Source organism: Pseudomonas sp. FP2196 (assembly GCF_030687715.1).
GTDB lineage: Bacteria > Pseudomonadota > Gammaproteobacteria > Pseudomonadales > Pseudomonadaceae > Aquipseudomonas.
In genome coordinates, this window is the sequence record NZ_CP117445.1 from 62,203 (window position 1) to 82,488 (window position 20,286).

Annotated in this window: 22 protein-coding genes; 11 read left to right on the forward strand and 11 right to left on the reverse strand. The window is 59.9% G+C overall.

Features of this window, described 5'->3' with window-relative positions; genetic code table 11:
* Nucleotides 1-5: 5 nt before the first annotated feature.
* From PSH79_RS00280 to PSH79_RS00290, 3 genes are all read right to left on the reverse strand, one after another.
* A complete protein-coding gene (locus PSH79_RS00280; protein ID WP_305440674.1) occupies nucleotides 6-647 on the reverse strand; it encodes a thiol:disulfide interchange protein DsbA/DsbL in 642 nt (213 codons plus the stop codon).
* 200 nt (nucleotides 648-847) lie between these two features.
* Nucleotides 848-1,459 (reverse strand): cytochrome c, encoded by a 612-nt coding sequence (locus PSH79_RS00285; protein WP_187677289.1) that lies wholly within the window; start codon nucleotides 1,457-1,459, stop codon nucleotides 848-850.
* Nucleotides 1,460-1,491: 32 nt separating this feature from the next.
* Complete coding sequence (locus PSH79_RS00290; protein ID WP_305440676.1) at nucleotides 1,492-1,764, reverse strand: cytochrome c5 family protein; 273 nt, start codon at nucleotides 1,762-1,764, stop codon at nucleotides 1,492-1,494.
* Nucleotides 1,765-1,981: 217 nt separating this feature from the next.
* Between PSH79_RS00290 and yihA the strand changes: the two genes are divergently transcribed.
* On the forward strand, nucleotides 1,982-2,626 hold the full coding sequence (gene yihA / locus PSH79_RS00295) for a ribosome biogenesis GTP-binding protein YihA/YsxC (protein ID WP_305440677.1): 645 nt from the start codon (nucleotides 1,982-1,984) through the stop codon (nucleotides 2,624-2,626).
* 283 nt (nucleotides 2,627-2,909) lie between these two features.
* On the opposite strand, the gene polA is transcribed toward yihA, so the two are convergent.
* On the reverse strand, nucleotides 2,910-5,714 hold the full coding sequence (gene polA / locus PSH79_RS00300; RefSeq protein WP_305440678.1) for a DNA polymerase I: 2,805 nt from the start codon (nucleotides 5,712-5,714) through the stop codon (nucleotides 2,910-2,912).
* A gap of 74 nt (nucleotides 5,715-5,788) precedes the next feature.
* Between polA and PSH79_RS00305 the strand changes: the two genes are divergently transcribed.
* Both PSH79_RS00305 and PSH79_RS00310 read left to right on the forward strand, forming a co-directional pair.
* Nucleotides 5,789-6,079 (forward strand): DUF2782 domain-containing protein, encoded by a 291-nt coding sequence (locus PSH79_RS00305; protein ID WP_221732270.1) that lies wholly within the window; start codon nucleotides 5,789-5,791, stop codon nucleotides 6,077-6,079.
* 60 nt (nucleotides 6,080-6,139) lie between these two features.
* Nucleotides 6,140-7,093 carry a homoserine kinase gene (locus tag PSH79_RS00310; RefSeq protein ID WP_305440679.1) on the forward strand — a complete coding sequence of 318 codons (954 nt, stop codon included), beginning with the start codon at nucleotides 6,140-6,142 and terminating at the stop codon, nucleotides 7,091-7,093.
* Nucleotides 7,094-7,176: 83 nt separating this feature from the next.
* On the opposite strand, the gene PSH79_RS00315 is transcribed toward PSH79_RS00310, so the two are convergent.
* On the reverse strand, nucleotides 7,177-8,097 hold the full coding sequence (locus PSH79_RS00315; RefSeq protein ID WP_305440680.1) for a zinc ABC transporter substrate-binding protein: 921 nt from the start codon (nucleotides 8,095-8,097) through the stop codon (nucleotides 7,177-7,179).
* Between the two features lie 66 nt (nucleotides 8,098-8,163).
* Here PSH79_RS00315 and PSH79_RS00320 point away from each other — a divergent pair, with 66 nt between their 5' ends.
* From PSH79_RS00320 to PSH79_RS00335, 4 genes are read left to right on the forward strand one after another with little or no spacing between them, the layout of a single operon-like run.
* Nucleotides 8,164-8,646, forward strand: a complete 483-nt coding sequence (locus PSH79_RS00320) for a Fur family transcriptional regulator (RefSeq protein WP_007911760.1) — start codon at nucleotides 8,164-8,166, stop codon at nucleotides 8,644-8,646.
* The gene (gene znuC / locus PSH79_RS00325) at nucleotides 8,646-9,431 is read left to right on the forward strand and encodes a zinc ABC transporter ATP-binding protein ZnuC (protein ID WP_305440681.1); all 786 of its coding nucleotides are present in this window, start codon (nucleotides 8,646-8,648) and stop codon (nucleotides 9,429-9,431) included. The genes PSH79_RS00320 and znuC overlap by 1 nt, the downstream gene beginning before the upstream one ends.
* Nucleotides 9,424-10,212, forward strand: coding sequence for a zinc ABC transporter permease subunit ZnuB (gene znuB, locus PSH79_RS00330; protein ID WP_042556960.1), 789 nt, complete (start codon nucleotides 9,424-9,426; stop codon nucleotides 10,210-10,212). Before znuC ends, znuB begins: the two co-directional genes overlap by 8 nt.
* Nucleotides 10,213-10,249: 37 nt before the next feature.
* Nucleotides 10,250-10,963 carry a PA5502 family lipoprotein gene (locus PSH79_RS00335; RefSeq protein WP_305440683.1) on the forward strand — a complete coding sequence of 238 codons (714 nt, stop codon included), beginning with the start codon at nucleotides 10,250-10,252 and terminating at the stop codon, nucleotides 10,961-10,963.
* A 123-nt stretch (nucleotides 10,964-11,086) separates the two neighbouring features.
* Here the strand turns inward: PSH79_RS00335 and katE are convergent, their stop codons facing one another.
* Nucleotides 11,087-13,228, reverse strand: a complete 2,142-nt coding sequence (gene katE, locus PSH79_RS00340; protein ID WP_305440685.1) for a catalase HPII — start codon at nucleotides 13,226-13,228, stop codon at nucleotides 11,087-11,089.
* 259 nt (nucleotides 13,229-13,487) lie between these two features.
* Between katE and PSH79_RS00345 the strand changes: the two genes are divergently transcribed.
* From PSH79_RS00345 to PSH79_RS00355, 3 genes are all read left to right on the forward strand, one after another.
* Entirely contained in the window at nucleotides 13,488-14,495 is a 1,008-nt protein-coding gene (locus tag PSH79_RS00345; RefSeq protein WP_305440687.1) for a methionine ABC transporter ATP-binding protein, read from the forward strand.
* Nucleotides 14,495-15,169, forward strand: a complete 675-nt coding sequence (locus PSH79_RS00350) for a methionine ABC transporter permease (RefSeq protein ID WP_187677300.1) — start codon at nucleotides 14,495-14,497, stop codon at nucleotides 15,167-15,169. Before PSH79_RS00345 ends, PSH79_RS00350 begins: the two co-directional genes overlap by 1 nt.
* 76 nt (nucleotides 15,170-15,245) lie before the next feature.
* The gene (locus tag PSH79_RS00355) at nucleotides 15,246-16,019 is read left to right on the forward strand and encodes a MetQ/NlpA family ABC transporter substrate-binding protein (protein WP_305440689.1); all 774 of its coding nucleotides are present in this window, start codon (nucleotides 15,246-15,248) and stop codon (nucleotides 16,017-16,019) included.
* Between the two features lie 84 nt (nucleotides 16,020-16,103).
* Here PSH79_RS00355 and PSH79_RS00360 read toward each other — a convergent pair whose 3' ends face one another.
* The 5 genes from PSH79_RS00360 to PSH79_RS00380 are packed head-to-tail and all read right to left on the reverse strand — an operon-like array spanning nucleotide 16,104 to nucleotide 20,012.
* Nucleotides 16,104-16,739 carry an SCO family protein gene (locus PSH79_RS00360; RefSeq protein ID WP_305440691.1) on the reverse strand — a complete coding sequence of 212 codons (636 nt, stop codon included), beginning with the start codon at nucleotides 16,737-16,739 and terminating at the stop codon, nucleotides 16,104-16,106.
* The gene (gene cyoE / locus PSH79_RS00365; protein WP_305440692.1) at nucleotides 16,736-17,635 is read right to left on the reverse strand and encodes a heme o synthase; all 900 of its coding nucleotides are present in this window, start codon (nucleotides 17,633-17,635) and stop codon (nucleotides 16,736-16,738) included. Before cyoE ends, PSH79_RS00360 begins: the two co-directional genes overlap by 4 nt.
* Nucleotides 17,623-18,702, reverse strand: coding sequence for a heme A synthase (locus PSH79_RS00370; RefSeq protein ID WP_305440693.1), 1,080 nt, complete (start codon nucleotides 18,700-18,702; stop codon nucleotides 17,623-17,625). Before PSH79_RS00370 ends, cyoE begins: the two co-directional genes overlap by 13 nt.
* A 10-nt stretch (nucleotides 18,703-18,712) precedes the next feature.
* Entirely contained in the window at nucleotides 18,713-19,306 is a 594-nt protein-coding gene (locus PSH79_RS00375) for a hypothetical protein (protein WP_305440694.1), read from the reverse strand.
* Nucleotides 19,272-20,012: an SURF1 family protein gene (locus tag PSH79_RS00380; RefSeq protein ID WP_305440696.1), complete on the reverse strand. Its 741-nt coding sequence runs from the start codon at nucleotides 20,010-20,012 to the stop codon at nucleotides 19,272-19,274. The genes PSH79_RS00375 and PSH79_RS00380 overlap by 35 nt, the downstream gene beginning before the upstream one ends.
* Nucleotides 20,013-20,082: 70 nt before the next feature.
* Here PSH79_RS00380 and PSH79_RS00385 point away from each other — a divergent pair, with 70 nt between their 5' ends.
* Nucleotides 20,083-20,286, forward strand: coding sequence for a twin transmembrane helix small protein (locus PSH79_RS00385; protein ID WP_003220344.1), 204 nt, complete (start codon nucleotides 20,083-20,085; stop codon nucleotides 20,284-20,286).

Genomic DNA, 20,286 nt, shown 5'->3' on the forward strand with positions numbered 1-20,286 from the left:
CGCGCTTAGTTGGCAGCAGCCTTGGTTGCCGCTCGCTCTTTGGCGACCAACTGGTCAGCCAGTTTCAGCGCTTGTTCCGCACCACCGGCAGAGCCGATGTCGAAGCGGTACTTGCCGTTGACGATCATGGTTGGAACGCCAGTGATTTCATACTTCTTGGCCAGTTCACGCGCTTTGACGATCTGGCCTTTGATGGCGAAAGAGTCGAAGGTGGCGAGGAACTTGTCCTTGTCCACGCCTTGGGTGGCGAGGAAGTCAGCCATGTCGTTCTTGTCGGTCAGCTTTTTGTGTTGTTTCTGGATGGCTTCGAAAACCGCGGCGTGAACCTTGTGCTCGACACCCATGGCTTCCAGCGTCAGGAACATCTGGCCGTGAGAGTCCCATGGGCCGCCGAACATGGCAGGAATGCGTACGAAGTTCACATCTTTGGGCAGTTTTTCGACCCATGGGTTGATCACCGGCTCAAAAGCGTAGCAGTGTGGGCAGCCATACCAGAACAGCTCGACCACTTCGATCTTGCCAGGCTCTGCCACTGGCACCGGGTTAGCCAGTTCAACATAAGGTGCGGCAGGGGCTTCAGCGGCCTGAGCGGTCACACCGAACAGGCTGGCAGCGACGAGGGCGGCGCTGATGATCAGATTACGCATGCTTTACTCCTGGACAATTTTGGTCGCCTCGCGCGACCTGTGTTCAGACAGGTCGTGGCGGGCATGAGTTCTGTAGTGTAACGGCAGCGGCCACAAAAAAGGGCGGCCAAAGCCACCCTTTTTATACTTGCTGCGACGGATTAATCGAGCGTTAACATTGCTGGCGTTTTAAGGCGCGCACAACCCTCGATTCGCGGGTCTTAGTGCAGACCTTGAATGTAGCTGGAGACCGCGGCGATATCTTCGTCGCTCAGGCGTTTGGCGATGGTCTGCATGGTCATGGTGTCGCCGTCGTTGGTGCGGCCGCCTTCTTCCTTGCGGAAATCAGTCAGCTGTTTGGCGATGTATTGAGCGTGTTGGCCACCCAAGTGCGGGAAGCCGGCGGCGGCGTTGCCGGTACCGTTCGGCGAATGGCAACCGGTACAGGCTGGCAGGCCTTTGGTCAGGTTGCCGCCCCGGAACAGCGCTTCACCGCGCGCGACGAGCTTGGGATCGGCGGCGCCGACGCTGCCTTTCTGGCTGGCGAAGTACGCGGCCATGTCTGCCAGATCCTGATCGCTCAGATTGGTCAGCAGGCCGGTCATTTCCAGAACGACGCGCTTGCCCGACTTGATATCGTGCAGTTGCTTGGTCAGGTAGCGTTCACCCTGGCCGGCCAGTTTTGGAAAATTTGGTGCCATGCTATTCCCGTCCGGGCCATGACAGGCTCCGCATACGGCAACTTTTGCCTGGCCGGCTGCTGCATCACCGGCAGCATGGGCGAAACCTGAGATTCCCACGGTCAACAGCAGACTCACGATCAATTTGTTCATCAGCTAATCCAACTACGGCTAAGGGTTAAAAGTTATGGACCGGGCTTACTCGCGCTCATCCAAAGGATGATGGCCTGGTAATCCTCGGCACTGCAGTCCATGCACAAACCACGCGGCGGCATCGCCTTGAAACCCTGGGTCACGTGTTGCACCAGCGTCTCCATACCTTTCGCCAACCTCGGCGTCCAAGCTGCCTGATCGCCTCTTTCGGGCGCCATGGGTAGTTGGCCGGAATGACAGGCACTACAAACACGGTTGTACACGGCTTCCGGATCCTGTGTAGCCTGTGCGCTATAAAGCGGCATCAAGACTCCGGTAGCCAGCAGCCATTGAAACGACCTTTTCAGGGTTGAGAGCGTTCTGCGTTCTAATGCGCAATCAAGGTCTGTCGCTCTCGTGTACTTCATCCTTCGCTGGGACAAAGCACACACAAAATCTGCGGCATTATATACTGGCGTCACTGAAACGGAAGCGACACCGCGTTCCGCGCCCATTCCCGGCGCCGCCCACATCGGAAATCCCATGCAGCTCAAAAATCCCATCCTCGGCCTGTGCCAACAGTCCACGTTCATGCTCAGTGCGGCCAAAGTCGATCAGTGTCCCGACGACGAAGGCTTTGAAGTGGCCTTCGCCGGTCGTTCCAACGCCGGCAAATCCAGCGCCCTGAACACCCTGACTCACGCCAGCCTGGCGCGTACCTCGAAAACTCCGGGTCGCACACAGCTGTTGAACTTCTTCAAGCTAGACGATGATCGTCGTCTGGTCGACCTGCCGGGCTACGGTTATGCAAAAGTGCCGATCCCGCTCAAGCAACACTGGCAGCGTCACCTTGAGGCGTATCTGGGTGGTCGCGAGAGTCTGAAGGGTCTGATTCTGATGATGGACATCCGTCATCCAATGACCGACTTCGACCTGCTGATGCTCGACTGGGCCGTTGCGGCCGGCATGCCGATGCACATCCTGCTGACCAAAGCGGACAAGCTGACGTATGGCGCAGCCAAGAACACGCTGCTCAAAGTGCAGTCGGAAATTCGCAAGGGGTGGGGTGATCTGGTGACGATCCAGCTGTTCTCCGCGCCGAAACGCATGGGGCTGGAAGAGGCCTACACTGTGTTGGCAGGCTGGATGGAACTGGCGGATAAAGGCGCTGAATTGCCTGCTGAGTAAATCGCAGGCAAAAAAAGCCCCGGACTTCATATGGGGAGGGAGAAGTTCCGGGGTTCAAGTTCCGAACCGCTAGGGCGGGGTTCAGATATCTGCCAACACTTAACACAACATAGGAGCATCGAAGGGCTTCACCAGCCATTCAGTAACTCTGAGTAGTGGTCTGCAAGATTAGTTCAGATTTTTTTCAAAAAGCTTTGGAATAAGCCCAAGAGCTTTTCTGACTAAGCGCTTTTCGAAGGTTTTGCCGCGACGCCACGCCGCGGCAAAACTGCCTTCAAATGGCTCAGTGAGCCTCATCCCAGTTGTTGCCCACACCGACTTCCACCAGCAGCGGCACATCCAGCTTGGCTGCTTCGCTCATGTGCTGACGAATCTCGGCGCTGACCTGCTCGACCAGATCCTCGCGAACCTCCAGCACCAATTCATCGTGTACCTGCAGGATGACTTTGGCGTCCAGCCCGGACGTCGCCAGCCAGTTATCCACCGCCACCATGGCTTTCTTGATGATATCCGCTGCGGTGCCCTGCATCGGCGCGTTGATCGCCGTGCGCTCGGCCGCTGCGCGTTCCTGAGGCTTGTTGGAGTTGATCTCCGGCAGGTACAGACGACGCCCGAAGAATGTTTCGACGTAACCCTGATCCGCCGCCTGGGCGCGTGTGCGATCCATGTACTCGCGCACGCCCGGGTAACGAGCGAAGTAGGTATCGATGTAGGCCTTGGCCGTCTTGGTGTCGACGCCGATGTCCTTGCCGAGCTTTTGCGCGCCCATGCCGTAGATCAGGCCGAAGTTGATCGCCTTGGCGCCACGACGCTGGTCGGAGGTCACTTCTTTGAGCTCGACTTTGAATACTTCAGCCGCCGTCGCGGTGTGCACGTCCAGATTGTTGCGGAAGGCATTCACCAAGCCTTCGTCCTTGGACAGGTGGGCCATGATCCGCAGTTCGATCTGCGAATAGTCCGCCGCCAGCAGTTTGTACCCTTTAGGTGCGACGAAAGCCTGACGAATACGTCGACCCTCAGCGGTACGCACCGGGATGTTCTGCAGGTTTGGATCACTGGAGGACAGACGACCGGTCGATGCCACAGCCTGATGGTACGACGTGTGGATGCGCCCGGTACGCGGGTTGATCTGCTCCGGCAGGCGATCGGTGTAAGTGCTTTTCAGCTTGCTCATCGACCGGTGCTCCATCAGCACTTTCGGCAAGCGGTGATCGTCTTCTGCCAGTTTCGCCAAGACTTCTTCAGCAGTGGATGGCTGGCCCTTGGCGGTTTTCTTCAAAACTGGCAGACCGAGTTTCTCGTAGAGAATCACGCCCAGTTGCTTGGGCGAGCCAAGGTTGAATTCTTCGCCGGCGATCTCGAACGCTTCGCGTTCCAGTGCCACCATCTTGTTGCCCAGTTCGATGCTCTGGATGCCAAGCAGCTCGGCGTCGACGAACGCGCCCTGACGCTCGATGCGCGCCAGCACCGGTACCAGCGGGATTTCGATGTCGGTCAGCACGCTGGCCAGGCTCGGGATCGCGCTGAGTTTTTCGAACAGGGTTTGATGCAGACGCAAAGTGATGTCGGCATCTTCAGCGGCATATGGCCCGGCCTGTTCCAAGGCGATCTGGTCGAAAGTCAGCTGCTTGGCGCCTTTGCCGGCGATGTCCTGAAAACTCACGGTGGTGTGATCCAGGTACTTCTGCGCGAGGCTGTCCATGTCGTGGCGCGTGGCGGTGGAGTTGAGCACGTAGGACTCAAGCATGGTGTCGAAAGCGATGCCGCGCACGGTGATGCCTTCGTTCTGATCGCCGCCGATGGCGCAGTTGGCCAGGATATTCATGTCGAACTTGGCGTGCTGGCCGACCTTGAGCTTGGTCGGGTCTTCCAGAATCGGTTTCAGCGCGCGCAGCACAGTGTCGCGATCCAGCTGCTCCGGCACGCCGATGTAGGAGTGGGTCAGCGGGATGTAAGCGGCTTCGTTGGCCTGCACCGCGAACGACAGACCGACCAGTTGCGCCTGCTGTGCGTCGATGCCGGTGGTTTCGGTGTCGAAGGCGAACAGCCTGGCGTTCTTGAGTTTTTCCAGCCAGGCGTCGAAGCGTGCCTGATCGAGGATGGTTTCATAGGCGGCTTCAGCGGGGGCGGCTGGCGCTTCGGCTTCGGCTTCCGGCGCGCTGAACAGATCGCCTGCAGGGGCAGCGGCAGCGCTCAGTTCAAGGCGTTTGGCGTCGCGATCCAGATCATTGATCCAGCTTTTGAATTCCAGCAGGGTGTACAGCTCGTAGAGCTTGGCAGGGTCTTCCGCGCCCATCTGCAAATCATCGAGTTCGACGTCCAGCGGGACGTCAACCTTGATGGTCGCCAGTTGATAGGAGAGGAAGGCCATCTCCTTGTGCTCTTCGAGCTTGGCCGGCAGAGTCTTGGCGCCGCGAATCGGCAGGGTCGGCACGATGTCGAGATTCGCGTACAACTCGGTGAGGCCGCCGTTGACGCCGACCAGCAGGCCGGAAGCGGTCTTCGGACCAATGCCCGGAACGCCCGGAATGTTGTCGGAAGAATCGCCCATCAGTGCCAGATAATCGATGATCTGCTCCGGTGCGACGCCGAATTTCTCCTTTACGCCCTCCACGTCCATCGAGCTACCGGACATGGTGTTGACCAAGGTAATGTGGCCGTCGACCAGTTGCGCCATGTCCTTGTCGCCCGTGGAGATGATCACCGGGCGATCCGCCGCGGCACTGCTGCGCGCCAGGGTGCCGATCACGTCGTCAGCCTCGACGCCTTCCACGCACAGCAGCGGGAAGCCGAGGGCGATCACGCTCTGGTGCAGCGGCTCGATCTGCACGCGCATATCGTCGGGCATGCTTGGTCGGTTGGCCTTGTATTCGGCGTACATCTCATCGCGAAATGTCCCGCCCTTGGCATCGAAGACCACGGCGAACGGGCTGTCCGGGTACTGCTTGCGCAGACTCTTGAGCATGTTCAGCACGCCTTTGACCGCACCGGTCGGCAGGCCTTTGGAGGTGGTCAAAGGAGGCAGGGCGTGGAAAGCGCGGTACAGGTAAGACGAACCGTCCACCAGGACGAGGGGGGCTTGGCTCATGAGCAGAATCAACCTTTTCGGCGGGCCCGGCGCTAGAATAGCGGGACCGTTGACGACAAAGGGACAAGGTTATCATGCGTACGTTAAATCGCTTGCTGCTGGTCAGTTTGATTGCTGTCTCACCCTTGGCCGCGATGGCGGCGGATGATGCACCGTCTGCGGATCCGGAAGTTACCATTCGCACGGAAGGCGACAAGACCATTCAGGAGTACCGGCAAAACGGCTTCCTGTATGCGATCAAAGTCACGGTGAAGGGCGCGCCGCCTTATTTTCTGGTGCGTGCCGACGGGACGGATGCAAATTTCATCCGTTCGGATCAGCCGGATATGCTGATTCCGTCGTGGAAGATTTTCGAATGGAAGTAGTCTCTTAATTTTAATCGGCGCCGCTTTGATAGCGGCGCCCGAACTGAGCAGTTTTTAACCATGTCTGTGTTCACTCCCCTGGCTCGGCCCGAGCTGGAAACCTTTCTCGCCCCTTACGGGCTTGGCCGTCTGCTCGATTTCCAGGGGATCGCCGCCGGCAGCGAAAACACCAATTTCTTTATCAGCCTGGAGCAGGGCGAGTTTGTCCTGACCCTGGTCGAGCGTGGCCCGGTGCAGGAGATGCCGTTCTTCATCGATCTGCTCGACGTGCTGCACGAAGCCGATCTGCCGGTGCCTTATGCACTGCGCACCACGGATGGCATGGCGTTGCGTGAACTCAAAGGCAAGCCGGCGCTGTTGCAGCCGCGTCTGTCCGGCAAGCACATCAAGGTTGCCAACGCCCAGCACTGCGCGCAGGTTGGCGAGTTGCAGGCGCATCTGCACCTGGCGACCCAGGGCGAACACATGATCAAGCGCAAGACCGATCGTGGCCTGGACTGGATGCTGGAGGAGGGCACGGAGTTTCTCTCGCACCTGAGCGATGAGCCGCGCGCGTTGCTGCAAAAAGCGCTTGATGAAATCACCCGGCAGAAAGAGAAAATTCTCGCGCTACCACGGGCCAACATCCACGCCGACCTGTTCCGCGACAACGCGATGTTCGAAGGCACACATCTGACCGGACTGATCGACTTCTACAACGCCTGCTCGGGGCCGATGCTCTATGACGTGGCGATTGCCTTGAACGACTGGTGCTCGGACGATGACGGCTTGATCGATGGTCCGCGCGCCCGGGCATTCCTCGGTGCCTATGCGGCGCTGCGTCCGTTTACGGCAGCAGAGGCTGAGCTGTGGCCGACCATGCTGCGCGTGGCGTGTGTGAGGTTCTGGCTGTCGCGGTTGATCGCGGCTGAGCAGTTTGCCGGGCAGGATGTGTTGATTCACGATCCGCAGGAGTTCGAGCAGCGGTTGGCGCAGCGGCAGCAGGTTCACACACCGTTGCCTTTCGCGCTTTAAGATCAAAAGATCGCAGCCTTCGGCAGCGCCTACAGGGGATCACCTGTAGGCGCTGCCGAAGGCTGCGATCTTTTTCTATGGGGTTACAGAGATTCCAGGCACCCGGCCAGGTCGTTACCTAACTTCTCCAGCACCTGCTCATAGCCCTGAGCCGTCGCCGGGGTGTAGCCGCCCAGCGCATCCAGTTCCGCCAATTTCACCGGCAAGCCAGCCACCAGCGTTTCCGCCAGGCGCGGGCGCAATGGCGGTTCGCTGAACACGCAAGTCTTACCCACTTCTTGCAAACGCTTTCGCATCGCCGCCACGTGCTGCGCGCCCGGTTGCACTTCTGCGGCCACGCTGAACACTCCGGTGTGCTTCAGGCCGTAAGCCTCTTCGAAGTAATCGAAAGCCTCGTGAAACACGAAGTACGGTTTGCCTTCAACGCGGGTCAGTCGTTTCTTCAGACGCAGATCCAACGCATCCAGACGCTCATCAAAAGCCTTGGCGTTGCTCTGGTAGCGCTCGGCATTCGCTGGGTCGGCGGCGCTCAGGTCGGCGGCCATTTTGTCGGCAATTACCCGCGCATTGACCGGCGATAGCCACAGATGTGCGTCCAGCGTACCCGGACGGTGATCGTGGTCATGATCGTCAGACTCTTGCGCATGGGAATGGCTGTCTTCAGCGAAGTGGCGTAATTTCAGGCCCGGCAGATCCTGCACGGCCACGCTCGGCAATGTACGACCACTGAGTACGCGCGGCAGGAAACCTTCCATGTCCGGGCCGATCCAGTAGAGCAGATCAACCGATTGCACCTTCCGTACGTCGGATGGGCGCAGCGCGTAGTTATGCGGTGAGGCACCCGGCGGCAGCAGCACTTCGGGAACCGCCACGCCGTCCTGCACAGCAGCGGCAATAAGCTGTAGCGGTTTGATGCTGGTGAGGACTTTGACCTCGGCCTGGGCTGAACCGATCAGCAGAAAACTGGCGACAAAAGCCACAAAAACAGAAAAAAGTCGGGACACGATGACCACTCAATGAGGCGAGAACGGGTAACATAATAACGTCTCTATCAAAACTCGTCGCCGCCCATGCCTATTACACCGATTGCCAGCCGTCCCCACGACCACTCTCATTGCGTGCACAGCGCTTTGTCCGAGGCCGATACCTTGTGCGCCCAGAAAGGCTTGCGCCTGACCGCGTTGCGCCGCCGGGTGCTGGAACTGGTGTGGCAGAGCCACAAGCCGCTGGGTGCCTACGACATCCTCGCCGTGCTCAGCGAGCAGGACGGCCGCCGGGCTGCGCCGCCTACCGTGTACCGCGCGCTGGATTTTCTCCTGGAAAACGGCTTGGTACATCGCATCTCCTCGCTCAATGCTTTCGTCGGCTGCGTCCATCCGGAGCACGCGCATCAGGGCCAGTTCCTGATCTGCCGCGATTGCCATGCTGCCATTGAGCTTGAACAAAAAGTGATCAGTGACGCGATCATCAACAGCGCCAAGGATGTCGGCTTCATCGTTGAGGCGCAGACTGTCGAAGTGGTCGGCCTCTGCTCTGGTTGCCAGGGGGCTTGATGAGCAACGCGTTGATCCGTCTGGAGCAGGTCGCCGTCACGTTTGCCGGGCAGACCGTGCTGGACAACATCGAGCTGAGCGTCGAGCCGGGGCAGATCGTCACCCTGATCGGCCCCAACGGCGCCGGCAAGACCACGCTGGTGCGCGCCGTACTTGGGCTGTTGAAACCGGACAGCGGCAGCGTCTGGCGCAAACCGAAACTGCGCGTCGGCTACATGCCGCAAAAACTTCATGTTGATCCGACTCTGCCGCTCTCGGTGCTGCGCTTTCTGCGGCTGGTGCCAGGCGTTGATCGTCCGCGTGCTTTGGCGGCATTGAAAGAAGTCGGCGCCGAGCACGTCATCGACAGCCCGGTGCAAAGCGTTTCCGGTGGTGAAATGCAGCGCGTGCTGCTGGCCCGGGCGCTGCTGCGCGAACCGGAGTTGCTGGTGCTCGACGAACCGGTACAGGGCGTCGACGTCGCCGGCCAGGCCGAGTTGTACAGCTTGATCACCCGTTTACGCGATCGACACGGCTGCGGCGTGTTGATGGTCTCTCACGATCTGCATCTGGTGATGAGCACCACCGATCAGGTGGTCTGTCTCAATCGCCACGTTTGCTGCTCCGGGCACCCCGAGCAAGTCAGCGGCGACCCGGCGTTCGTCGAACTGTTCGGCAAGAACGCCCAGAGCCTGGCGATCTATCACCACCATCATGACCACGCCCACGACCTGCACGGTTCGGTGGTCAAAGGCCCCGTTGCGGGCCAACCCCACGTTCATGGAGATGGCTGCAAGCATGGCTGATTTTCTGTTGTATGCCCTGCTTGCAGGTTTGGCGCTGGCGGTGGTTGCAGGGCCGCTCGGCTCGTTTGTGGTCTGGCGGCGCATGGCCTATTTCGGCGATACCTTGTCCCACGCCGCATTGCTCGGTGTGGCGCTGGGTTTTCTGCTGGATGTCAGTCCTACGGTCGCGGTCACGGTCGGCTGTCTGCTGCTGGCGGTACTGCTGGTGACCTTGCAACAGCGCCAACCACTGGCGTCTGACACGCTTTTGGGAATTCTCGCACCCAGCACACTCTCTCTCGGGCTTGTAGTACTAAGCTTCATGCATGAAGTGCGGATCGACCTGATGGCCTATCTGTTCGGCGACCTGCTGGCGATCAGCCCGACTGATCTGGCGTGGATTCTCGGCGGCAGCGCGGCGGTGCTGGTGTTGCTGGTGACGCTGTGGCGGCCGTTGCTGGCGATCACCGTGCACGAAGAGTTGGCCAGGGTCGAAGGCCTGCCGGTCGCCGGTCTGCGCATGGCGCTGATGCTGTTGATTGCGGTGGTGATCGCCGTGGCGATGAAAATTGTCGGTGTGTTGCTGATTACGTCGCTGTTGATCATCCCGGCGGCTGCGGCACAGCGTCACGCCCGGTCGCCGGAGCAGATGGCACTGGGTGCGAGCCTGCTGGGCATGCTCGCCGTGTGTGGCGGGCTGGCGTTGTCGTGGTTCAAGGACACCCCGGCCGGGCCGTCAATCGTTGTGACGGCGGCCGCACTGTTTCTGCTGAGTTTTGTTCTGCCCCGTCGAGGGGTGTAGACTTGCTCGCTTTTTGCGCAATTAGAGAGTCGCAGGAATGAAGCCGTTCGCCTCCCGTTATCTGCTCCTTGTCGCATTTTCAGTGCTGCTGGGCGCCTGCCAAAGCACGCCGCCGGTGGCCGAAGTCCCCGATGCGCGGGCTACGGCCATCGCACAGCTGGAGCAAAGCCTGGCCAGCAGCGAACTGGCCACTGCCGAAGATCAATTGGCCACCTTGCAGGCCGAAACCCCCAACGATCAATCCCTTGAGCAATACCAGCGGCAATTGGCCGAGGCGTATTTGCGTCGCAGCCAGATCGTCCTGCAAAAGGGTGATGTAAACGCTGCTGCCACCGCGTTGAGCCGCGCTCGCGCCTTGATGCCCAAAGCTCCGGCGCTGACGGGTGGCGTCAATGGCGCCATCACCGAAGCGCGCAAGGCCGAGCTGGAAAAGGCTGAAGCAGCGCTGTTGGCGGCTGAAGCAAAGCCAAAAGCCAAGGTGATCGATCCGACCGCTGAAAGCACCACCGTTGCCTTGAACATCACCGATAGCCATAAACTTCGTCGGCAACTGGATGCGATCGCCGCCGATGTGGTGAATTACGAGTGTGCGGTGAGCATTCAGGCGCCGCGTACCAATGATTACCCATGGCTGGCCAATCTGCTGACCAAGCGGGTGAAGAAATTGAATCCGGATTTCGATCTGAAGATCGAGAAGCAGATTCTGCGCACGGTACCGGCGCAGATGGTTTTGATCCCGCGTAAACCCTAAAAGCATCGCGAGCAGGCTCACTCCTCCAAGGGATTTTCGGGGAACACAGAATTTGTGTCATACGAAGATCAAATGTAGGAGTGAGCCTGCTCGCGATAGCGTCCTGCCAGTCAGCGGAGATCCTTAAGCAGGAATGGCTTTCGCCTTAGGCTCCCGCGCCCAGACCCGATGCTGCCCGATCGCGGCAAAGAACGGTTTGGTCAGCGCGCCAACATCCTTGCCCTCCACCAGCCCGGCGTCCGCCTCTAGCTTCAACACATCCAGCATTTGCTTCGCTTCACCCTGCAAGGCAATCGCCTTCAGATGCTTGTAAGCCTCCAGCACATAGTGCAAAGCCACCCCATCACCGCTCAGCGCCTTGATCGACGCCGCGCCACCGGGCACGAACACCGCGTCAAAAATAACCGAAGGCATGCCTTCCATCGACGCATCCACCGGCAGACTTTTGCCATCGGCGGTTTTTACCGGTGCCGACGTCGGGCCGAGCAACTTGGCGTGCGCTCCTTCAGCGGCCAATGCTTTCTTCATCGCTTCGATCGCAGCACCATCGACGCCGTTAGCAGCAAGAATGGCCACTTTTCGCGTCTTGATGTTTTCTGGCAACAGATTGGCCTGACTCAGCGATGGCGAATGATCGAAAGACGTTTTGCGCACTTCGACCGTACCGTTGGCTGGCGCCGGCAGACCGAGGTTGGCCGCCACACGCTTGGCCAATTCGAGGTCGATATTGGCCAGAATTTCATTCACTTCCCGCGCGCGGATGAACTCACGCTCAACCTTGCCCAGCTCAAAGCTGTAGGCGGCAATGATGTGTTCCTTCTCGTGCGCACTCATGCTGTTGAAGAACAGCCGCGCCTGGGAGAAGTGGTCGCTGAACGACTCGCTGCGCTGGCGGATCTTGGCAGCGTCGATGCGCTCCGGATACGTCTCGAAACCGCCATCCTGCGCGGCCGGCGGGGTTTCTTTCGGCCAGCCGCCATCAATCGAGTTCGGCTCGTAGGACGCACGGCCCTTGTCGATCACCGTACGGTGCTGAGCATCGCGCTGGCCGTTATGGAACGGCGCGACCGGACGGTTGATTGGCAACTCATGAAAGTTCGGTCCGCCGAGTCGGCTGATTTGCGTATCGGTGTAGGAAAACAGCCGACCTTGCAGCAGTGGGTCATTGGAGAAGTCGATGCCCGGCACAATGTGGCCGGGGCAGAACGCAACCTGCTCGGTCTCGGCGAAGAAGTTGTCCGGGTTGCGGTTGAGGGTCATTTTACCCAGCGGCGTGATCGGCACGATTTCTTCAGGGATCAGCTTGGTCGGATCGAGGATGTCGAAATCAAAGTCATGCTCGTTTTCTTCTTCGATGATTTGTACGCCCAACTCCCATTCCGGGTAGTCGCCCATCTCGATGGCTTCCCAGAGATCGCGACGGTGGTAATCCGTGTCTTTACCAGCGAGTTTCTGCGCCTCGTCCCACACCAGCGAGCAAGTGCCGGCGGTAGGGCGCCAGTGGAATTTGACGAAGCGTGATTTGCCTTCGGCATTGACCAGCCGGAAGGTGTGCACACCGAAGCCTTGCATGCTGCGCAGGCTTTTCGGGATTGCCCGGTCGGACATCGCCCAGATGACCATGTGCGCCGATTCCGGCACCAGGGAAACGAAATCCCAGAACGTGTCGTGGGCGGATCCGCCGGTAGGGATTTCATTGTGCGGTTCAGGTTTTACCGCGTGGACGAAGTCGGGAAACTTGATCGCGTCCTGAATGAAAAACACTGGCATGTTGTTGCCGACCAGGTCGAAGTTGCCTTCGTCAGTGAAGAACTTTACGGCGAAGCCGCGCACGTCACGCACCGTGTCGCCGGAGCCGCGTGGGCCCTGCACGGTGGAAAAGCGCACGAACACCGGGGTCTTTTTCCCCGGATCCTGTAGGAATCCGGCTTTGGTCAGCGCCGCATGATTCTCGTAAGCCTGGAAGAAACCATGGGCGCCGGTGCCGCGGGCGTGGACGATGCGCTCCGGGATTCGCTCATGGTCAAAGTGCGTGATCTTTTCACGCATGATGAAGTCTTCCAGCAGCGACGGCCCGCGGGGGCCGGCCTTGAGGGTGTTCTGGTTGTCGGCGATTTTCACACCCTGGTTGGTGCGCAGGGCCTGGCCGGTGGCGTCGGAGCGAAATTTCTCCAGGCTGTCGAGTTTGGTGTTGGTGTTGGCGCGATCCGGGGTGTCGGTTCCGGCCAGTTCACTTTTGCCGGAGGCAGGTTTCTTGGTACTCATCAGACGTAAACTCCTCGTTTGACCCCTTTCAACGGGGACTCTTGAGCGTTTCCGGGCACGGTTACCCAGGGTTTCAAGTCGCTTAACTAGTGACTGACGAGAAGGAACAGGCGTTCCTTTTTTATGACCTTTGATCTTGTTATTGCCAAATCGAAGGTTAATTGAGAAATAAATGCTAAGAACCTCTATACGGACAGGCTAAAATGCGCGCCCGGCTAACCGCTGATCCTTTTCTAACGCGCCCCACAAGGTTCGCTACGTGATCGAGTTTCAAAACGTCCACAAGACTTACCGCGTCGCCGGTAAGGACATCCCCGCCCTGCACCCGACCAGCCTCTCGATCGAGAACGGTCAGGTCTTCGGCCTGATCGGCCATTCCGGTGCGGGAAAAAGTACCCTGCTGCGTCTGATCAATCGCCTGGAAGAATCCAGTGGCGGCAAGATCATCGTCGACGGTGAAGAAGTCACCACGCTGGATGCCAACGGCCTGCGCCGCTTCCGCCAGCAAGTCGGGATGATCTTCCAGCACTTCAACCTGCTCGCGTCCAAGACCGTGGCCGACAACGTTGCGTTGCCGCTGACCCTGGCGGGCGAACTGTCGAGTAGCGAAATCGACAAGCGCGTCGCCGAGTTGCTGGCGCGCGTCGGTTTGTCCGACCACGCCAAGAAGTATCCGGCGCAGTTGTCCGGCGGCCAGAAGCAGCGCGTCGGTATCGCCCGCGCCCTGGCAACCAAGCCAAAGATTCTGCTGTGCGACGAAGCCACCAGCGCTCTGGACCCGCAGACTACTGCGTCGGTTCTGCAACTGCTGGCAGAGATCAACCGTGAGCTAAAACTGACCATTGTCCTGATCACTCACGAGATGGACGTGATCCGTCGTGTGTGCGATCAGGTGGGTGTGATGGATGCCGGCGTGATCGTCGAGCAAGGTTCGGTGGCCGATGTGTTCCTGCATCCGAAGCACCCGACCACCAAGCGCTTCGTCCAGGAAAGCGAGCAAATCGACGAAGGCGAACAGCGTGATGACTTTGCTCATGTGCCGGGTCGTATCGTGCGTCTGACCTTCCAGGGCGAAGCGACCTACGCGCCGTTGCTCGGTACCGTCGCCCGGGAAACCGGTGTCGACTACAGCATCCTTGCCGGTCGCATCGACCGCATCAAAGACATTCCGTACGGGCAATTGACCCTCGCCGTCACCGGTGGCGACATGGAAGCGGCGTTCGCCCGCTTCACCGCCGCTGACGTTCACATGGAGGTGCTCCGTTAATGGAACTGCTCAAGACGTTCTTCGAAAACATCGACTGGTTTGAAATCTGGCTGGCGACTGGCGACACCATGCTGATGCTCGGTGGCTCGCTGCTGTTCACCGTTTTGCTCGGCCTGCCGCTGGGCGTGCTGCTGTTTCTCTGCAGTCCGCGCCAGTTGCTGGAAAACCGTGCCCTCTACGCGTTCATGTCGCTGGCGGTGAATATCCTGCGGTCGCTGCCGTTCATTATCCTGTTGATCGTGATGATCCCGTTCACCGTGCTGATCACCGGAACGTCGCTGGGCGTGGCCGGTGCGATTCCGCCGCTGGTGGTCGGTGCCACGCCGTTCTTCGCGCGTCTGGTCGAGACAGCGCTGCGTGAAGTCGATCGCGGCATCATCGAAGCGACCCAGTCGATGGGCGCGACCACCCGGCAGATCATCATGAACGCTTTGCTGCCTGAGGCCCGCCCGGGCATCTTCGCGGCGATTACGGTGACGGCGATTACACTGGTGTCCTACACGGCGATGGCCGGTGTGGTCGGCGCCGGTGGTCTGGGTGACCTGGCGATCCGTTTCGGCTATCAGCGTTTCCAGACTGACGTGATGATCGTCACCGTGGTGCTGTTGTTGATTCTGGTGCAAGTGCTGCAGATGGTAGGTGACAGACTGGTCGTGCATTTCTCGCGCAAATAAACCGGTTTGATATTCAAGAATGAGCCGGCCATTCGCTGGCAGGCGCCAGACGGGCGCCCAAAAAGGAGTTAGCTGAATGAAAAAACTGATCGTTGCCCTCGCTGCCGTGGCTGCCTTTTCCGCGCACGCAGATGAAACCCTGACCGTTGCCGCCACCCCGGTGCCGCACGCGGAAATCCTCGAGTTCGTGAAGCCGGCACTGGCCAAAGAAGGCGTGGATCTGAAGGTCAAGGTTTTCACCGACTACATTCAGCCGAACGTACAGGTTGCCGAAAAGCGTCTGGACGCCAACTTCTTCCAGCACCAGCCGTACCTCGATGAGTTCAACAAGGCCAAGGGCACCAGCCTGGTGGCCGTGACCGGCGTGCACCTGGAGCCGCTGGGCGCGTACTCGAGCAAGATCAAGGATCTGAAAGACCTGCCAAGCGGCGCCAACGTAGTGATCCCGAACGACGCCACCAACGGCGGCCGTGCGCTGTTGCTGCTGGCCAAGGCTGGCGTGATCACCCTGAAGGAGCCGAACAACATTCTGTCGACCGTCAAAGACATCGCGCAGAACCCGAAAGACCTGAAAATCCGTGAACTGGAAGCCGCGACCATCCCGCGCGTGCTGACCCAGGTCGATCTGGCGCTGATCAACACCAACTACGCGCTGGAAGCCAAGCTCGATCCGTCCAAGGATGCGCTGGTGATTGAAGGTAACGACTCGCCATACGTGAACATCCTCGTGTCCCGTGCGGACAACAAGGACAGCGACGCGATGAAGAAACTGGCCGCTGCCCTGCACAGCCCGGAAGTGAAGAAATTCATCACCGAGAAGTACAAAGGTGCGGTATTGCCAGCGTTCTGATTCTGGTTGCTATAACGAAGAGGGGGACGCCATGTGCGTCCCCTTTTTTTGCCTGAAATACAGTCACCTGCAGGAATGGTGTTGTTACTTGCGGTTAAGCATTACCGGGAGTTGCGTCACCAGTTTGGCGTTGTTCAACGGTGCACGAATAAACCCCCGCTGCGTCCCATCCGGCCCGATCACCGCCAGATTACCACTGTGGTCAACCGTATAATTCGGCTTGCTGGTATCGGCCGGAATAAACGGAATACTCACCGCGTTGGCCACCTTCTGCAGCTCTTCAATCGAGCTCGGCGTCAGGCCAATGAACTGCGGATCGAAGTAGCCCAGGTACTGCTTCAACTGCTTCGGGTTATCCCGGTTCGGGTCAACGCTGACCAGCACGACCTGCAACTTGTCCACAGCGTCTTTCGGCAGTTCGCTCTTGATCTGGCGCAGTTGCGCGAGGGTGGTCGGGCAGATGTCCGGGCAGAAGGTGTAGCCGAAGAACAGCAGGCTCCACTTGCCTTTCAACTCGTCGATGGCGACCGGTTTGCCGTCCTGATCAGTCATCGTCACGCTTGGCAGAGTGCGGCTCTGCGGCAGCAGGATGATGCCGGCGTCGATTAGGGCGGTGGGGTCGCCCTGGCCCTTGCCACTCAGCACTTTGTTGACGGTCAGGCCCAGGATCAGCGCGATCACGGCGACGAGGATGAAGACGGTTTTCTGGGTTCGAGTCATAGGTTCAACAGTAAGTAGTGGTCTACGAGCAGGGCGATGAACAGCAGAAACAAGTACCAAATAGAGTACTTGAAGGTGTTGATCGCCGCGTGCGGCCGAGTGCCACGGTACAGCACCACGGCCCATTGCAGAAACCTCGCGCCCAGCGCCAGCGCGCAAATCAGATACAGCACGCCGCTCATGTGGATCACATAAGGCAGCAGACTCACTGCCAGCAGCGCGAAGGTGTACAGCAGAATGTGCACTTTGGTGTAGTGCTCGCCGTGAGTGACCGGCAGCATCGGGATGTCGGCCTTGGCGTATTCCTCCTTGCGATGGATCGCCAGCGCCCAGAAGTGCGGCGGCGTCCAGGCGAAGATGATCAGCACCAGCAGCAATGGTTCGGCACTGACGTGGCCAGTGGCGGCGGTCCAGCCGAGCAGCGGTGGTGCGGCGCCGGCGAGGCCGCCGATGACGATGTTCTGCGGCGTCGCGCGCTTGAGGAAACCGGTGTAGATCACCGCGTAGCCGAGCAGAGAGGCGAGAGTCAGCCAGGCGGTCAGCGGATTGGTGAAGGTCAGCAGCAAGGCCTGACCGAGCAGCGCCAGCACCAGCGCAAAGGTCAACGCGGCGGCGGGCGAAACCCGGCCCTCGGCCAATGGCCGTTTGTGCGTGCGCGCCATCACCGCATCAATGCGCCGATCCACCACATGGTTGACCGCCGCCGCGCCACCGGCACACAGCGCGATGCCCAGATTGCCGAACACCAGCACCGTCCACGGCACCCCGGCGCGGGTCGCGAGGAACATGCCGACCAGCGAGGTGATGAGCATCAGCACCACGACTTTCGGTTTGGTCAGCTCCAGATAGTCGCGCCAGATCGCCTGAGTGGGGCGTTCGCCGATCAGAATCGCCATGGCGTTTCTCCTTTTATTGTTATGGGCGCGGCGGAATGTTTACGCGGGCTGAAGCGCCAGCGTGCGAGTACCGGTTGTCTGACCCGGACCAGGCTGGTACGCGCGTGGTAGTTGACCAGCACCAAGGTCAGCAACAGCGCCGCGCCGCCAGCGTTGTGCGCCACGGCCACCGGCAGCGGCAGATGGAAAATCACGTTGCTGATGCCGAGAGTGATTTGTGCGCCGAGGGCAATCATTACCAAACCGGCCAGCCGGGTCATGCCGACCCCTTTCAATTGCCAGGCCAGACCGAGCAGCACCAGCGTCACCAGCAACGCTCCGATGCGATGAGTCAGGTGAATTGCCGTGCGCGCATCGCTGTCGAGTTGTCCGCCCAGATAATTCGGGCCGATGTGTTGAGTCAGATGAAAACCGTTGGCGAAGTCGGCGGGCGGCAACCATTGGCCGTGGCAGGTGGGGAAATCGATGCAGGCCACCGCTGCATAGTTGGAACTGACCCAGCCGCCCAGCGCAATCTGACCGATCACCAGCAACAGGCCTGCTGTCGCCCAATATTGCAGACGCTTGGGCACGGTCAGCGCCGGCAATACGCCGGACAGCCTCAACGTCAGCAGAAACAGCAGACTCAATGTCGCAAAACCGCCGAGCAAATGCCCGGTGACTACTTGCGGCCAGAGCTTGAGCGTCACCGTCCACATGCCGAAGGCCGCTTGGGCAAACACCACTGCCAGCAGAAACAGCGGCAGTTTCAACGGTTGCCCGGGATGGCGACGGTTGACCCACGCGCGCCCGGCCAACACCGAAATGAGCATACCGAGGGCGCCGGCGAAGTAGCGGTGGATCATCTCGTTCCAGCCCTTGTGCGACTCCACCGGCGCGTCGGGGAAATGCAGTTCGGCATGGGCCAGTTGGGCTTCGCTTTTCGGCACGCTGATAAACCCGTAACAGCCCGGCCAGTCCGGGCAACCGAGGCCGGCGTGGGTCAGGCGGGTGTAGGCGCCGAGCAGCACCACAATCAGTGCCAGCAAGGTGGCAAACAGCGCGAGGCGAAATCCAGGTTTGGCCATGACGATGCCCTTATCCGATGTTCGACAGTTTCAGCAGGTGGCGCAGGTCGTTGAGCAGATCCTTGCCCTTCACATTCGGGTCGTAGCGCAAGACGAGGTTGCCGTGGGGGTCGATGATCCACAGTTGCGGCGTGGTCTTGTCGCCAGTCGTCTTGCTGAACACTGCGGCGTCCAGCGGATAGCGCTGCAACTGCGGATATTCGCGGGTGAGTTTGGCTTGGTAGTCGACGCTCAAAGGTTGTGCAGCGGCGAGGGCATGGCTGGCGCGCCCGGCTTCACGACCAAGGCCGATCTGGATCTGCCGCGCCAGATACACCAACTGCTGGCAATCCACCGCGCAATCCTTGGGCGCCGTCACCAGCATCTGCCAGCGCTCCTCATCCGCCTGCACGCCAAGGTCGGCGCGGGTCTGGCCGTTGCCGATCAGTTCGCCGTGATAGCTGCGACCTTCCGGCACCCAGAACTGCAATTTGTACATGCCGGTGGCGAGAATCATCGGGCCGACTACGCCGAGCACAATCAGCAGCAACTGAAGACGCCCGCGACGACGGCTGGCGGCAGGTTTGGTTTCAGACATGCTGGGTGGATTCATGGCCGTTCCCATGGTGTTTCTCCTTTGCGTTGTGCCAGCCGAGGTAGAGGTAAAGACCGAGCAGGGCGGTGGCCATGGCGAACCACTGCACGGCGTAACCGAGGTGTTTTTCCGGGCCCATGGCAACCACCGGCCAGTCGGCCTGATAACTGGCCGGGCCGGGTTCGGCGCGTAATTCGTAGGCGAAGCCGTCGCGATCGAGGGTTTTCCACAGCTTGGCCGGCTCGACGGCGGTGATGGTTTGCGGCCAGGCATTGCTGACCGGGTCGGCGTGCAGCTGGAAGGTCGCGCCGGGGGCGACGTAGACCCAGGCATCAATATTCAGTGCTTGCGCAGGCGTGGTGAATTGCGGCGGCACGCGCCGATCCGGCCACGGCAGCCAGCCGCGATTGACCAGCAGCCACAGGCCGGTGCGTTGATCCTGAAACGGTTGCAGCAACTCGACGCCGACCTTGCCATTGCGCTGGCTGTTGTCGAGCAACAGGCTGTGGGCCGCGTCGAACTGGCCGTGCAGATGCACGCGGCGATAGGCCGGATCAGCACTATTGAGCAACTCGCTGCTGGCCATCGGTTCAGCAGCGCGGCGTTCGGCGTAACTGGCGAGCAAGGCGGTTTTTTCCGCGCCCCGGCTCAATTGCCAGAAGCCCAGAGATACCAACAGCGGCAGCAACAATGCCACGACAACCGTGGGTATGACGCCCGGGCGGAAGCGCTTCATGGCATCGCCATAAAGTCAGGCTTCGCGATCGCTATACTCAAGTGCATCGCCTGTCCCCCGGAGTCTTCCCATGCTCAAAGCAGCCATCGTCCTGCTGCTGATTGCCACGGTGATCAGCCTGTTCAGCGGCCTGTTTTTCCTGGTCAAGGACGACAGCAGCTCTAATCGTCTGGTCATCGCCTTGAGTGTTCGGGTGGCATTGGCCGCTGCCACCGTCGGCTTGATCGCCTGGGGCTTCTACAGCGGCCAACTGGTGTCGCACGCGCCTTGGTAG

Excerpts from the sequence above, each read along its gene's own strand:
- PSH79_RS00280 (WP_305440674.1), bottom strand. The coding sequence starts at position 647 with ATGCGTAATCTGATCATCAGCGCCGCCCTCGTCGCTGCCAGCCTGTTC.
- PSH79_RS00285 (WP_187677289.1), bottom strand. The coding sequence starts at position 1,459 with ATGAACAAATTGATCGTGAGTCTGCTGTTGACCGTGGGAATCTCAGGT.
- PSH79_RS00290 (WP_305440676.1), bottom strand. The coding sequence starts at position 1,764 with ATGCCGCTTTATAGCGCACAGGCTACACAGGATCCGGAAGCCGTGTAC.
- yihA (WP_305440677.1), top strand. The coding sequence starts at position 1,982 with ATGCAGCTCAAAAATCCCATCCTCGGCCTGTGCCAACAGTCCACGTTC.
- polA (WP_305440678.1), bottom strand. The coding sequence starts at position 5,714 with ATGAGCCAAGCCCCCCTCGTCCTGGTGGACGGTTCGTCTTACCTGTAC.
- PSH79_RS00305 (WP_221732270.1), top strand. The coding sequence starts at position 5,789 with ATGCGTACGTTAAATCGCTTGCTGCTGGTCAGTTTGATTGCTGTCTCA.
- PSH79_RS00310 (WP_305440679.1), top strand. The coding sequence starts at position 6,140 with ATGTCTGTGTTCACTCCCCTGGCTCGGCCCGAGCTGGAAACCTTTCTC.
- PSH79_RS00320 (WP_007911760.1), top strand. The coding sequence starts at position 8,164 with ATGCCTATTACACCGATTGCCAGCCGTCCCCACGACCACTCTCATTGC.
- znuC (WP_305440681.1), top strand. The coding sequence starts at position 8,646 with ATGAGCAACGCGTTGATCCGTCTGGAGCAGGTCGCCGTCACGTTTGCC.
- znuB (WP_042556960.1), top strand. The coding sequence starts at position 9,424 with ATGGCTGATTTTCTGTTGTATGCCCTGCTTGCAGGTTTGGCGCTGGCG.
- PSH79_RS00335 (WP_305440683.1), top strand. The coding sequence starts at position 10,250 with ATGAAGCCGTTCGCCTCCCGTTATCTGCTCCTTGTCGCATTTTCAGTG.
- katE (WP_305440685.1), bottom strand. The coding sequence starts at position 13,228 with ATGAGTACCAAGAAACCTGCCTCCGGCAAAAGTGAACTGGCCGGAACC.
- PSH79_RS00350 (WP_187677300.1), top strand. The coding sequence starts at position 14,495 with ATGGAACTGCTCAAGACGTTCTTCGAAAACATCGACTGGTTTGAAATC.
- PSH79_RS00355 (WP_305440689.1), top strand. The coding sequence starts at position 15,246 with ATGAAAAAACTGATCGTTGCCCTCGCTGCCGTGGCTGCCTTTTCCGCG.
- PSH79_RS00360 (WP_305440691.1), bottom strand. The coding sequence starts at position 16,739 with ATGACTCGAACCCAGAAAACCGTCTTCATCCTCGTCGCCGTGATCGCG.
- cyoE (WP_305440692.1), bottom strand. The coding sequence starts at position 17,635 with ATGGCGATTCTGATCGGCGAACGCCCCACTCAGGCGATCTGGCGCGAC.
- PSH79_RS00370 (WP_305440693.1), bottom strand. The coding sequence starts at position 18,702 with ATGGCCAAACCTGGATTTCGCCTCGCGCTGTTTGCCACCTTGCTGGCA.
- PSH79_RS00375 (WP_305440694.1), bottom strand. The coding sequence starts at position 19,306 with ATGGGAACGGCCATGAATCCACCCAGCATGTCTGAAACCAAACCTGCC.
- PSH79_RS00380 (WP_305440696.1), bottom strand. The coding sequence starts at position 20,012 with ATGAAGCGCTTCCGCCCGGGCGTCATACCCACGGTTGTCGTGGCATTG.
- PSH79_RS00385 (WP_003220344.1), top strand. The coding sequence starts at position 20,083 with ATGCTCAAAGCAGCCATCGTCCTGCTGCTGATTGCCACGGTGATCAGC.